Source organism: Pseudomonas sp. NBRC 111133 (assembly GCF_001320605.1).
Taxonomy (GTDB): Bacteria; Pseudomonadota; Gammaproteobacteria; order Pseudomonadales; family Pseudomonadaceae; genus Aquipseudomonas; species Aquipseudomonas monteilii.
In genome coordinates this window covers 1-14,303 of sequence record NZ_BCBJ01000124.1, presented here as the reverse complement: position 1 = coordinate 14,303, position 14,303 = coordinate 1, and the positions used below count along the sequence as shown (strand labels likewise).

Annotated in this window: 7 protein-coding genes and 2 pseudogenes; 8 read left to right on the top strand and 1 reads right to left on the bottom strand. The window is 53.4% G+C overall.

Translation table 11 applies throughout. From position 1 onward, the window contains the following. The first annotated feature begins 187 nt into the window (after window positions 1-187). The 8 genes and pseudogenes from APH36_RS26980 (at window position 188) to APH36_RS26950 (ending at window position 12,950) form a co-directional block, all read left to right on the top strand. The gene (locus tag APH36_RS26980; RefSeq protein ID WP_054894530.1) at window positions 188-709 is read left to right on the top strand and encodes a YkgB family protein; all 522 of its coding nucleotides are present in this window, start codon (window positions 188-190) and stop codon (window positions 707-709) included. Window positions 710-1,079: 370 nt separating this feature from the next. Next, a pseudogene (locus tag APH36_RS32875) lies at window positions 1,080-1,439 on the top strand (nuclear transport factor 2 family protein); the annotation flags it as partial. Window positions 1,440-1,511: 72 nt separating this feature from the next. Beyond that, window positions 1,512-2,375, top strand: a complete 864-nt coding sequence (locus APH36_RS26975; RefSeq protein ID WP_224459427.1) for an alpha/beta fold hydrolase — start codon at window positions 1,512-1,514, stop codon at window positions 2,373-2,375. Between the two features lie 210 nt (window positions 2,376-2,585). Continuing rightward, the gene (locus APH36_RS26970; RefSeq protein ID WP_054894531.1) at window positions 2,586-3,215 is read left to right on the top strand and encodes a CGNR zinc finger domain-containing protein; all 630 of its coding nucleotides are present in this window, start codon (window positions 2,586-2,588) and stop codon (window positions 3,213-3,215) included. 108 nt (window positions 3,216-3,323) lie between these two features. After that, window positions 3,324-4,289, top strand: coding sequence for a YeeE/YedE thiosulfate transporter family protein (locus APH36_RS26965; RefSeq protein WP_054894532.1), 966 nt, complete (start codon window positions 3,324-3,326; stop codon window positions 4,287-4,289). Window positions 4,290-5,019: 730 nt separating this feature from the next. Continuing rightward, window positions 5,020-10,053: an AAA domain-containing protein gene (locus APH36_RS26960; protein WP_054894533.1), complete on the top strand. Its 5,034-nt coding sequence runs from the start codon at window positions 5,020-5,022 to the stop codon at window positions 10,051-10,053. Further along, on the top strand, window positions 10,053-11,492 hold the full coding sequence (locus APH36_RS26955) for a hypothetical protein (protein WP_060501403.1): 1,440 nt from the start codon (window positions 10,053-10,055) through the stop codon (window positions 11,490-11,492). The genes APH36_RS26960 and APH36_RS26955 overlap by 1 nt, the downstream gene beginning before the upstream one ends. 390 nt (window positions 11,493-11,882) lie before the next feature. Then, window positions 11,883-12,950, top strand: a complete 1,068-nt coding sequence (locus tag APH36_RS26950; RefSeq protein WP_060501401.1) for a hypothetical protein — start codon at window positions 11,883-11,885, stop codon at window positions 12,948-12,950. Window positions 12,951-13,060: 110 nt separating this feature from the next. Here the strand turns inward: APH36_RS26950 and APH36_RS26945 are convergent. After that, window positions 13,061-14,227 (bottom strand): annotated as a pseudogene (locus tag APH36_RS26945) (DUF4113 domain-containing protein); the annotation flags it as partial. Window positions 14,228-14,303: the final 76 nt, after the last annotated feature.

Sequence of the window (14,303 nt, the reverse complement as noted above, 5' to 3'; positions counted from 1 at the left end):
TGCGCGGTGCGACCGGAGACTGAAGGATGTCTCACCAGGTCAAACTGGCCATGGAGGAAGTCACTCCCTGGCCTCGTCTGAAGACGTCGTCGCCCACTTTGCGTCCTCCTGAAAAAGGTCGATGGCGATCTCACGTATCACGCCTCGCCAACCTCAACCCTTTAGACGACGTTACCGGAGAAACAACATGAGCACTTCCACTGTGAACCAAGGCAACACCACCGCTGGCCTTCTGAAACAAGGGCTCGGCGACAAAGTTACCCAACTCGGCATAGGCAGTCTCTACTTCGCAATGACCGTCATTTACTTGTGGTTTGGCGGCATGAAGTTTTCTGCGTATGAAGCCAACGGCATTTATGGATTTGTCAGCAACAGCCCACTGCTTTCCTGGATGTATGGCTTCATGAGCATGCAAGGCTTCTCCAATTTCCTGGGCGTGCTTGAAGTCTCGGTAGGCTTGCTCATCGCCGGTCGTCTTGTATCACCCAAGCTGTCTCTGCTGGGAGGTGTTTTGTCCGCGGGCCTCTTCATCACCACGCTGTCGTTCATGCTGACCACCCCCGGTGTATTTGAACCGACCCTCGGCTTCCCCGCGATCTCGGTGGTTCCAGGACAATTCTTGCTCAAGGATCTGGGGCTTCTGGCCGCGTCGATATTCGTGGCGGGTACCTCACTGACCGCACTGGAGCGAGAAAGCATCAAGGGCTGACGGTCAGCCAGTGCAACAAGCTAATGGGCCTTCAGATGCGTCGAAGGCCCATTTTTTATTCCGACGCAAAAACAGTCGCTATGGGGGGCAAGGCAACGTATTGGTGGATGGCGAGGAAGTCACGATCTGCCGACGGCGGGCCAAATTTCAGGAACAATAAATAACCCCTAAAAAAGCATTTGACAGGTTACTGTTTCGAGGAATAACCTCTTAATCGTGATTGTAGAGGTTACCAACAACTCAAGAGACCTCCGTTATGTCCGCCTTTCTGCACAGACTCCCAAATAGCTGAACCGTGCACCGGTGCACGGACGCATCTCTGATCCACTCAATTATTGAGCATCGCGCTCATCTTTCACTGGAGAACGAAATGTCAGATCAACATTCAGCAAACCTGCACCACAACCCGGTCGACGTCGTGCGCGGTTTTTACGCTGCGCTCGGCCGGGGCGATGTTCCCGCCGTCATCGCCTTGCTCGATGATCAGGTGCAATGGACTGAGGCCGAACGATTCCCCTACTACAGCGGAACCTGGGTTGGGCCACAAGCCGTTGTAGACAACCTGCTCAAGCGTCTGGCTGCGGACTGGGACAACTTCACCGCAATCGCCGACGACTTCATCGTTCAGGACACCCGGGTCGTCTCCCTGGGGACATATGCCGGAACCTACAAGAAAACCGGCAAACATATGTCCTCGGACTTTGCCCACCTGTGGACGGTAAAGGGTGACAAAATCACCAGCTTTTTGATGTACACCGACACGGCAAAGGTGCTGGAGGCACTGCACGCCCCCGCTTCGAACATCGCCGCCACTCAATCGAAATTTGCCGAGGCTGACGGCGTACGTGTTTTCTATCGTGAAGCAGGTGACCCTTCGTTACCGACCCTCCTGCTGCTCCATGGTTTTCCGAGCTCGTCTCACCAGTTTCGCCAGCTGATCCCGTTGCTCAGCGAGCACTTTCACGTTGTCGCGCCTGATCTTCCCGGTTTCGGTTTCACCGAAGTGCCAGCGGAGCGTGGGTATGTCTACACGTTCGACGCGCTGGCCAAAACGCTGGCTGATTTTGTCGACGTCGTGGGGCTGAAAAGCTACGCCATGTATGTATTCGACTACGGCGCACCCACGGGCCTGAGACTGGCTGTCAAACATCCAGAGCGAGTGACAGGGCTGATCTCACAAAACGGCAACGCCTACCTCGAAGGGCTGGGCGATGCATGGGCGCCAATCAGGGCCTATTGGGCCGAGCCTTCGCCAGCCAACCGGCAAGTGATCGCCGATGCAATCCTGCATCTGGCGGGAACGAAATGGCAGTACGAGCATGGGGTGAGCGACCCAACCGCCATTGCGCCGGAGTCCTATACGCTGGATGCAATGCTTTTGGAGCGTCCCGGCAATAAAGAGATCCAGCTCGACCTGTTTCTCGATTACGCCAACAACCTCAAGTTGTATCCCGATTTTCAGGCGTTTTTGCGCGCCACGAAAATCCCGACACTGGCGATCTGGGGGAAACATGACCCTTTCTTTATCCCTCCCGGCGCAGAGGCGTTCAAGAAAGACAATCCCAATGCAATCGTAGAACTGCTGGACACTGGGCACTTTGCGCTGGAAACACATGCACAGCATATCGCCAGTCGGATCATTGAAGTGTTGGCTGGAGATTCATAACAGTCGCCATAAACAGACCGGATCGTCAGCCGAACTCCTGGGCCAAAGGATTGGCCTCGTTCTGCGGATTCATTTCATGGAAGGAATGACCTCAAATCGCCCTGCGAAAATCCGGCACTGGCATCAGGACAGACTGCAAGAATTAGTAACTTGTCAAAATAATTTTGAGTGGTTACTCTACTTCACAACTCAGAGACCCAAGTGATCGTCATGACCCATCCCGAGAACGGCCCGGCAATTTTTGTCGCTGATGCCCCCGCGTTAGATTTTTTGAACTCCGTGGCCAGTCCTGGCGGTACAGAGATCGACTGGATCAGCGATGGTGCCGGCTGGATCAACTGGCTGAAACAAACAGGATGGGTTGATCTAGCGATCCTTCACAACATTGAAGTCAAAGCCATGCCCGGCGAACTGGACATGGTCGCGTCCCAGGCGCAAGCACTCAGGGCATGGTTTCGCGAGTTCGTCATTAAATACAGAGGCAAACCCCTAGTTGCAGAAGCACTCAGCGACCTGGCAACCCTGAACCATTTGCTGGAGAGAGACGACAAGTATTCATCTATCGTCCCGGATCCGGTAGAACCCTTGCGATTCCAGTATCGGCAGCTGAGGCGTTGGCCTACACCACAGGCACTCTTGCTGCCGGTTGGGGAATTACTGGCTGATTTCGTTTGCTCAGAAGACTTCACGAATATCAAAAGCTGTGAGGGGGTTGGCTGCACGTTGATGTTCATTGACCACACCCGAGGGAAAAAGCGACGCTGGTGCAGCATGGCTGTGTGTGGCAACCGGGCCAAAGCGGCGGCTCACCGGGAACGAAGCAAGGTTTCGGGTAGCTGAGAGAGATTGACTCCTCATCTTCGCGACTACAATCAGGGAGCCGTCAGTGGCCTTGGCGGTTCCCCCTCCAATCGTGTTTGACCAGGCAGAAAATGGAGCGCCCCTCCTATGCTCATACCTGCCCTCAGTGCCTTCCTCGCGTTCGTCACGGGATATGCCATAAAGCGCGGCAATATCTGTGCGGTCGCGGCCGTCCATCAGTGGGTCCAGCACAAAGACAGTTATCACCTACGAGCCTTCCTGACCGCCATGTGTTGCTCCGGGATTGCACTGATATCAATCACGTGGTCGATGCCAGGTGTTACCAGCCTGTCGCCTGCTTATATGACGACGCTCGCAACGCTATCGGGCGCAGTCTTGTTTGGAATTGGCGCATGGGTGAATCAGGCGTGCGTGCTCGGAACGGTCGCGTTCTTGTGCAGAGGAGACATCAACTACGGCTGTACGCTGATTGGCATGTTTCTCGGATCGATCATGGGTCAATACGGGTCACAGCCAGTGCTGCAGTCTCCGGTTTCACCCCTTGAATCGCCCAGCGGATTCGCGCTCGCTGCCGGCCTATACGGCTTTGGCCTGATTTTCGGCCTCAGGCATCACGTTTTCCGTCACCCCCGACGTTCGGCAAAATACCGGCACTTCAGTAACAACGGCGAACTGTTACCCATGATGATTATCGTCGGCGGTTGCTGCGGGGCATTGCACGCGTTGAATGGAGAATGGACTTATCTTGCGGCGCTTGTTCGACTCGCGGCACGCACTATAACGGCATCCGCTGGCAGCCCCATTTCGACAATCTGCATCTATGCCTTTGCTGTTTTCGCCGGAGGTTTGTTCTCCGCTTGGCACAGTGGCGAATTCAGAGCGTCTTCTCTATCAATGCGCCTGGCTTCTCGCAAACTGGCAGGAGGTACGGCGATGGGATTTGCAGCCTGCAAAATTCCTGGCGGGAATGAGTCCATGTTGTTCTATGGCGCTCCATCACTGGCAACACACGCGATCGTCGCTTATGTGGCAATGACCCTGACAGTGCTTTGCATAACGTATATCCACCACGTTGCTCGTCAACAAGCCTGAGTTCTCGTGCAATCCGACTAGCGAACGCACGGTATCGCAGTAGCCGCAACCGGTCAGATTGCAGGCTGAATGCGGCCCTTGGTGAACGCCCCAAGAGCCTGCCTGATCAGCCGCAGATGACGATGTAGTCGTTCCTCTGCGTAACCCGGCGTGACTACCTTCCACGAAGTGAATGTAACGGCCCTGCACCTCATCGACTGGCAGGTACTCATCAACGTCACGACCAGATCCGTGTGGCATTGAGTCCATTGCCCAGCATCTGTCGCGTGCCCTTTGACATCGGTTCTTTCCTGGTTTGAGCAACGACCAGCAGGCAGAGACGCGCCTCTGAAAAAGACCTCGCTTCACACTCACTCAGATTGATTAAGAACGGGATGCCGCCGCACTTTAACGTTGCGACTGTCCGCTTCGGGTCGTTTGCAGCCCATGACGACAGGCGGCAATCCGCAAACAGCAGTAAGTAAAGAAATATTGTCCTTATCGGTATTTTCAGCGGTTAAAGGAAAGATTTCTTTTCCTTACTGCTGGGATTTTAGGGCATGGCAAGAGGCCGAGCTTTGAGCGCGGGTTGAGTCAAAGTTAGTCCTGGAAAGCGAAAACTGTGGGCTGGGCGGATCTCAAAAAAAAGGATCCTAAATCACCCAATCATCCGATCTTAGATTTCAATACGGCATCATTTACCTTAACGTATGGCAGATTGACTTCACCATAAAAACGTTTCGGGGATTGCATGGACGTACGCTATTGGGAAGGAGGTCTCCTTTCTTTTGAGATCGACGCTATCGACAAGATAGCCAAAGCATTTGGGCCCAAAGAGCTTCCTCCGGAACCGGGGTCAGGCTCCACGAAAGGGAATTCGTTTGACGTACTGAAACAATTGAAGAAACCTGAGGCAGGCCATGGCGTATGGCCTTGGCGCGGATACGCAGGCTTTCGTTTTGCGAACTCGCGGGGCTCAGATGGGGAGTTCGATCTTGTCATCGTCACTCATAGCATCGTTCTTGTTGTCGAGCTTAAGCACTGGCGCGGCGAGATCACCAACCACGGCGGTAAATGGCACCAAGACGGTAAGGAAACAGAAGTCTCACCGGTAGACAAAACCCGTCGGAAAACCTTTGAGCTGAGAAAACGAATCAAGGGCCTAAAGTCTCGGCTGCCTAACGGGAAAGAGCCCTGGATCGACTTCTGCATTGTGCTCACTGGCAAATGCACCCTAAATCTTCCTGAGGTCGAGATGCAGCATGTCATGCTGCTGAACGATTTTCTGGAAATGGCCGACCCTAAGCGGTTTAAAGACCGATTCAACGCGCGCTCGAATATCGGCTTGAATGAGCATTTCGGCTTCTTCGATGGCGTCATCAATGAGGGCACGGTCAAGCCCAAAGAGCTTGTTGTCGACGACTACCGTGCGCAGTCTCAAGCGGTGTTCACACACCCTACAGAGGTCTACCGAGAGTACGACGCGGTCAATATCCATAACAAGGATGACCGTGCGATGGTCCGGCTCTGGGACTTTTCGAAGCTCGATGACACCCGTGCTCGAACGGCTGAAGGGCGGTACCGAATCCTCTCGCGCGAGAGGGATGTCATGGTCTACCTCCGTCTGCGCGATCAGGAATTGATGAATCGCTGTGCTCGCCCTAAGCGTAATGCCAGCCCCGACAGTGTCACCGAGCAATATGCCGAATTGCTTGAAATGCCGGACGGGCATTACCGCCTAAACGAGTTCATCAACCGCTTTGTGGAGCGAATGACTGCGCTTGAGCGCGTCCAGCTTTTTAAAATCCTTCTGGCCCAATTTGCTGGACTGCATGGATTCAACATTGCTCACCGTGATTTGGGTGACCACAGCGTGTGGTTCACTCCATCGTCATCGATCGCTCTTTCCAATTTCATCAGTGCCTATTACCAGCCTGTCGGTACTCTCGGCGATTTGCGTACCCTGCTGAGCATTGGTGCGATCGCGCTCCCTGAAGACCAGGAAACTGCGATGGAAGGCAGTACGCCATTTTGTCGTGATGTCTTCGCGCTCGGGCTGTTGGGTTGGCATCTGCTTCAGGCCCGGCCAATGCCTCTGAAGCTCGATGTCGCCTACGTCGCAAGTATTCAAGCTCAGGTTGAGTCATCAGAAGAGTGGCCTGCAAACGTCCTCGTGCAAGCATTGCAGAATGATCCAAAGGAGCGGTTCGATCATGCCGGTGCATTTCAGCAGGCATTGAGCGAGTCTACCCCGGACAACTCTGCCAGTTTTGAATTTGATAACCGGCGGCTGGACGTTTTCTCTACCGATCTACGGCTGAGTTCCGCTTACCGGGAGGACGATGACCCTATCGCCGACACGGCAGAGAAATTGATTTATCGATCCGGCGCTCTAGTCGTGAAATCGTGGCCCTCGATCAATGCCCGGGATCCCAAGAACGGCCAAGGGCCGATGTTGATGGCTTTCTTTGAAGTTTTGGAACAGCTGAAAGGCAGCGGTTTCGCCTTTCTGCCAAAAATTGAACACTTTGGTTACGATCGCAGCGGTAACCCTTTCCTGGCTCAGGAGCATATCGAGGGTGAGCACTGGGATGAGCTGAAGGGGTTGCCGCTTGAGACCCGTATCGTCGTCGCCCACGGGCTAATCGAAGCAGTTGACGGGTTGCATGGCCAGCAATTGAGCCACGGCGATCTGCATCCACACAACGTAAAAGTCAATGTCGGTTCCGCTCCCGAAAATACCCAGGTCTACTTGCTCGACTGTCCGGATTTTTCGGCTTCAGGCGCGTCACCGATCAACACCCTCTACAGCCCCGTACTCGAAAACTGCACCCCAGCAGAGCGAGACAACTTTGCTGTGATGAGAATGGTGTTTGAGCTCTTGGACATGGACTGGGACGTGCCGTCGCAAAAGGACATTCCCGCCCTGAGGGCGGCCGTCGCGCACGAGATGGATACGGAGTCCGGCTTTCTTTCCCTGGAGCGTTTCAAGGATGCTCTGGAAGCTGCTTTCACGCCTGCGAAAACCATTGAAAACGTCTCTGTCGTCCTAAGAAACAGAAGTGGCGATGCATTTGAGATCCTACCTGACAACGGGAAAGTATTTGTTGTCGTGAAACCCGACCAAAGAGCCCCCACCAAAGCCTTGGAGGTGACGTTCGCAGGTGTCGGCGGGCAGTTACTGACGGAGTTCAATCCTGCTTCCAAGCAGTTTGTAAATGCGTTCAGGGCCAATCAGGAGATGCGGGTTCCCGCCTATCTGGCGCGTCAGGCAAACCACCACATAGAAGCACGGTTCAGCGTTTCGGGCGGTGCCAGCGTCAATGTCTATGAGCTGACCAAGCTTCTGGCCAAAGATGAGGCGTTTTTAAATCTCGCCGCGCAGGTGCATGACGCTGAAGTTCGTAAGCAAGCGGCCATTGAGGATGGTGAAAGCGTTGCGGACTCGATTACTGGTGAGGACGAGGACAACGGGCTGGCCATAGATGAGGCGCAGCTAGAAGCTGTGAAAGTGCGAAGTTTCCCTGTCAGTCAGATATGGAAAACTATCACCTCTACTGAACTTGAGGCCCAGCCCTCTTTCCGTGTTTCCGAAGAACCACACTTCCACAAGGATGGCGTAGGACTTTTGATTCCGTACGCCATGGATGCGAAGGCCCTTGAGAGTTTTGAGGCGGGAGACAACATCCGACTAATCCTCAGAGACGGGGAAAAGGACATTGATATCGGTGAGATCAACCTGGGCATGAGCGTGCGTGATGCAGTCTACGTACTTGCCTCCAGTCGTTCGAAACGCGTACAGGCTGATTCTCAATTGTTCCTCCAAAGCCGGCAAAACAAGACATCAATGACGCGTCGTCGTGGTGCGATGGAGCGGATTTTGAACCGGCAGTCGGTGCTGCCAGATCTGATGGATTACTTTGACGAAAAATGCAAACTGGCACCAAGGGGGTATGCTGAAGAGCCCACCGATGCGGACTTTGCAGTGTACGAACGTACCACTGCTAGTGGCACGGTCATCGGACTGAATGAGGCCCAGCGCGCCGCATTTACGCAGCTTATCACCACAGGCCCAGTGGGGCTTTTGCAGGGACCTCCGGGTACAGGTAAGACGGAGTTCATCGCGGCCTTCATCCATTATCTGATCAGCAAGGTCGGGGTGCGAAATATCCTCCTTGTCAGCCAGTCTCATGAAGCTGTCAATACTGCAGCAGAACGGATCCGCGCGCACTGCCGTCGACTGGACACCGAGCTAAACGTTGTGCGCTTCAGCAATCGTGACCAGGTTGTCTCTGAGGAGCTACTGGACGTTTATTCTCGCAATATTATCGACCGCCAGAGAAATGGGTTTAGCGCTGAACTTAAGGAACGCGTGGGTTCCATGGCTTCGTCACTGGGTTTGAGTAAGGTTTTTGTCCAGACGATGGTCGATGTAAATCAGCGAGTGTTTCACTTGGTCAGATCGTTGAAAAAGCTGGACGAGGAAATTTTGCGCGCTCAGGGAAACGGAGCAGATCGAATGGCTTTGCAAGCGCTGAAGTCCTCTCTGATGGGCGAGCTGAATCTTAATGCCAGCTTGTTTCTTGGCGAGCTGGGCGAGGGCGAAAGCACTCCCCAAGAATTGCTGGAACGCATCTATGATCACGTCCAAACGGTTCATGGAGTGCGGCCTCCGGAATTCAAACACTGCCTTGACCTGATCCAACTTTCTCACGAGTACGTCGAGCGCCTGTCGAGCAACAGGGCCAATTATGATGAGTTCCTCATGCGGTCCCGGACATTGGTTTGCGGCACCTGTGTGGGTATCGGGCTGCAACATCTTAAGCTTGCAGAAACCCATTTTGATTGGGTCATCATCGACGAGGCTGCTCGATCGGCGCCGAGTGAATTGGCGATCGCCATGCAGGTTGGCTCCCGGGTTCTGCTGGTCGGCGACCACAACCAGTTGCGTCCTACGTATGAGGAAGAACATAAGGTAGCCATTGCCCGTTCCCTGGGCGTTACAACCAGCTCAGCTGAATTCCAGCAGGTCATGCGCAGCGACTTTGAGCGAGTGTTCCAATCCCAGTATGGGCGTGCCACTCGGGCGACGCTCAATACGCAATATCGAATGCTTCCAGCGATTGGCGATCTGGTTAACGAGATCTTCTATGACATCGACCTTGAGAATGGCTACAGACCAAGTCCTGCCTATTTTTCACAAAAGGTACCTGAGTGCCTGTCCCATGTGGTCACTTGGCTCGACACCAGCGAGTTAGGCAAGAAAGCCTACGACAGCGGCACGCTGAGCCTGTCTAACAATGCTGAAGCGGATGCGATCATACGGCTGCTGGAAGAAATCGCAGAGGACACCGAATTTTGCGCGGGCATGGCTATGGAGATGGCCGAGTCGCAAGAGCCTCCAATCGGGGTCATCTGCATGTACCTCGATCAGCGAAAACTAGTGAGAAAGAGATTTGCCGAGAAAATCTGGTCGGAGGAGTTCCGCAAGCTGGTAAAAATCGAGACCGTCGACAGTTATCAGGGTAAAGAAAACAATATCATCATCGTCTCCCTGACTCGGGCCAAAGCGGATCAATCACCTGGCTTTTTGGCGACTCCGAATCGTATCAACGTCGCGATGTCACGCGCGATGGAGCGGTTGGTCATCGTAGGCAGTTTGAGCATGTGGAGCGGCAGGAACGCGAGGCTTCCATTGGGTCATGTAGCCAGCTTTATCCAGACGAAACAGGACACGATCAACTACTGCATCAAACCAGTGACGCCGGCTAGGAGGGTTGTCTGATGGAGCTTAACCCAGTTGTTCTATTCGAGCTGGACGTCGTGGTGCCCGCGCAACAGTTCCGTATTGAGTACACCCTTGTGGACAAAGGGGGCCTGCCAGTGGTACCGGAATTTCTTCTGCGGTTACTAAAGATTTCGGCGCTGCTGCCAGCAGAAATCGCCAATTATTTCGGGTTTACAGCGCAAGAGCTCAGTTTTGCCATCACACCGTTTCTACAAACGGGGGAGCTTAAAACGCGCCCTGATGGACGAATAGAGCTGACCGATAAAGGCCGTGGCTTATTTGCCGGTAACCATGAGTCACCGATTGTGAAGCGCAAGGAAGAGCGCGAGCAGATGTTCGTGTTTGAGCTTCTAGCGTTTACTTGCCTTGGAAAAAGCCTTGGAGATGCCGACTCCAAACGTTGCCTTGAATTGCAGGCGCCAAGCGATACACATTCCGAGTCCGGTGCGAAGGCCGTCGGTGCGTTCATGCGTCAGATTTACGACATTTATCGCGCTGGTCACCTGGGTGGGCAGGCACAGGATGGGGGGCCGCCGGAGCTATACAAGGTCGCAGGCGTTCAAAAAGTAAGGGATGGCTGGGAGAAGATAGAAGAGCGTGTAAGCATTGATGCCGACTCTCGGCAGGTACGCTTTGTCGCAAAGGAAGGTCTGCGCGAAAACGAGATCTACATGCGTCAGCGAACGGAGCAGTTGAGCCGCATGCTGGGTAGAGGAAACCTCGATCAGGTTCTTCAGCTCGCCGACATCCTGGGAGATTCGGACGCCTACGACTTTGTGTCTTCAAATGGGCTGGACCTTTCTGCTCTCTACAACAGCGCGAGCGCCGTTGCACAGGTTAGAGAGTCTTCCGGGCTGCGACTTTTTGGATCGCTTCAGCTACAGCAAAACTGGGATAGAGTTTCTTCGGTGCTGCGCAAACATCAGAAAACACTTCAGGGTGAACCGCAAGCCGCCCCGATTAGCCTGTCCTGGTTAGCTCCTGCCTCTCACGAACTCTGGGGTCGCTCGGCCAGGCATGCTCAGATTTGCAGTGCATTTTCTGATCTCTCAAAAACAAAAAGCAAGGGTGGCGGGAATGATGGTAAACCTGTATTCGACGCTAAGATTCTGATCCCTGTTTCTGCCAGCGATGATTGGCCGGCGATTAAGCGCGCAAAAGGCGACTGCAACAATGCCAGACTGCTTCTGTGCGGCTTTGTTGAGTCGGAGCAACTGGCTCCGCTTGAGGCGATGGTCATTCACGGAAGATGCGCGGTCGTGATTTATCATTTGGTTTTGCCGACGTTGTCTCCGGTGCCTATCCCATTCGGATTCATCACGGAGGATGCTGCCAAAATCCTTAATGTTGAAAACCTGATAAACCGCACGATGGGCGAGTACGTCACAGGTAATACTCAACGCTACCTCGGTAGCTTCGAGCGCCCCGCCGCTTGAGCGCAGCGACTGGGAACGTTCGCAGCGGTGGGGTATGCAGATGCTCCGCAAGGGCTTTGTCGTCAAGGTGCTTCAGCTCTTCGCAGCTTTGCCCACACTGGGCTATGAGAATTGATGTTATGCACGCAGTGCGCCCGCAGCTCGCGTTGCGGGAAGACATCGGGGAAATCGCAGACGAGTTGGTCGAGGAGTTTAATAGAACGTCGGCACTCAGAACTTGGGGGGATGTGCATCGCTGATGGCGCACCCAGGTAGTGCCCCAGTAGCGCTGCTGTTCCCATCATTCGCTAGGCGAGTGGTCACGTCCGATGCATACGACTGGTCAAATGGGGCGCAATTTCCCACAAGGTGGCAGACCTTTGTGGTCTTTTCAGATAGAGGAAATCGCAGGTGCCAAGTAACGACGTTTTGTGGTTCAAACTCGACAAAGAATTAGTAGCTAGCTTTGCCGAGGCCAATCTCGTTGATCTCAACTGGGATGACTATGTGAAATATGACGAAGGTCTGGAGATCAAGCTCAAGGCCAAAAACGTTTCCTATGAAATGAATGGGAAAAAAGATTTCAAGGAATACTCAGAGATTCCTGCCCGGTTCGTACATTCGAAAGGCGATGCGATTGCCCTCTCACCAGGAGGCTGGCGCCCTCTAGCTTTCATTCCGAACGGCGCTGTGGTCCTTTTTGACAAAAATGCCTTTGGCACCGTCAAGAACCACATCGACAAAAAAGGAAATCCTCAGCCAAACGCCATCCAGGTAGTGGTTGATCTCTTCCAAAACAGGGAAATAACTATTGATCCCAAGCCAATCCTGCTTGAGGGGAATAATCGGTTTGACAAGCGACTTCCGTCACTTGAAGAGATGCGCACAGAGCTTGGTTTCTTCACCACCAAGATGCAGGAACGTGCCCCGAACCTGACGATAAAGGCCACCGACGCTTCGCTTTCACAGTTGCATAAGGCGAGCGCCGTCTTTTTCCGAGGCCTAGAAGCGATTCTTGAGTTCATTGATGCGGTTTACAAAAAATACGAGTCGGGCCACCGCTTTCCTCGGAACCTAGAGGGTTTCAAAGCGATCATCAGCTTGGCCAAGGCCGCCAACGTACAGAGTTTTCATCTGATATTCGCGGCAATTGTCTTCAAAGCCGTAACCGGCGAGAAGCACAACCCCATCCTCAAGCTATTGAAATTCAATAAACCTAATTTCATCAACGATGGTCACTCGTTCAATGGTGCTCTGGACATTTATTCCCTCATTCTGTTCCTGAGTGAAATCCGGAATCACGGGAGCAACGTTTTCTTTGTCACTGCCGATAAAGACCTAATTCATCGGTGGAACGATATGAATGCGTTCATGATGGTTAATGATGAACCAGGTGTTCTCCATTTCGACATGATGTATTTCCTCCCTGGTCTTGAGGGAAGTGAAATCAGTGAGCTTCAGGAGCTTATGAATGGCTAACCATGAGCCTGGTGAAAATGGCTAAAGCCTTCTGAAAATCCCCGTTTCAGAGTTGGTTTCAGGGCACTGTGAATTTTACGGCAGTGAGAATCCCTCGACCGCTGATACCTCTAATCGCAGCGCACTATCCAAAGTTCGTCCAGCTTGGTCGTATAAGATCGGCTCATCATCTCACGGCGCATTCCCCAGTCAGGTGATGCTGGAACACTGGCAGCGCGCAGTGTGCCCCGGCCCCATCTTCCGTTGATATTGTCTAGGACCTGCATCAGCCGAACGCATTCTGCAGATTGCTTGGGGGCAAACAGGTCTTCGGTGAACTCACCTGGCTGCCTCAGATCCATCAAAAGCACCTCAGCTTTGCTGTAACGGAAGCCGGGACGAAAGATTTTAGCCACTGCGTCGGTGGCCATTTGCGTCATGAGCAAGCTGTCACATGTCGGGTAAGGCAGTTCTACCATCACTCCCTGAGCGTAATGGGCCTCGTCAGGATTGAACATACCAGTGCGGATGCTCACTCGCATGCGCTTACACATCGAACCTTGAGCTCGGAGTTTTTCCGCAGCGCGTCCAACGTAAGTAGCCACCGCCTGCTTGATCGGTTCAATCTCTGTGAGGCGTTTGCCGAATGCCCGACTACAACAGATCTCTTGCTTTGGCGGCTCGACCTCTTCAACGTCCAAGCAAGATATGCCCGCCAGTTCACGGGCGGTCTTCTCCACCACCACGCTGAATTTTTGCCGCAGCATCTTGGGATCAGCCGTTGCCAAGTCCATAGCCCTCAGGATGCCCATGGATTCCAGGTGCGCTGTCATTCGCCTGCCAACTCCCCAGACTTCCCTTACCGCGGTATTACGCAAAACCCAGTCTCGCTTGAAAGGATCACGGATATCCACAACGCCTCCAGTTTGAGCCTGCAAGCGCTTGGCGGTGTGGTTGGCCAACTTGGCAAGGGTTTTAGTGGATGCTATTCCAACACCTACCGGGATGCTCGTGCAGCGTAATACTCGGGACCGAAGATCACGGCCGAATGCCTCAAGGTTACCGGGCATACCACCTATGCTTAGCCAGATTTCATCGATCGAGTACCGCTCACAGGAATCGACTGTTGATTCCAGAATGGTCATGACGCGTTCGGATATGTCGCCATACAGGGCATAATTGCTGGAAAACGGCACGATTCCGTGCTGCCTCAGTTTGTCTCGAATCTGGAAATATGGCTCGCCCATTTTTACGAATGGTTTTGCATCGTAGGATCGAGCTATCACACACCCGTCATTGTATCTGAATGACCCTAACAGTTAGTTGAGTGTAAGATATTGATTTATAAGCAAATTAACTCCCTAACATTTTTTT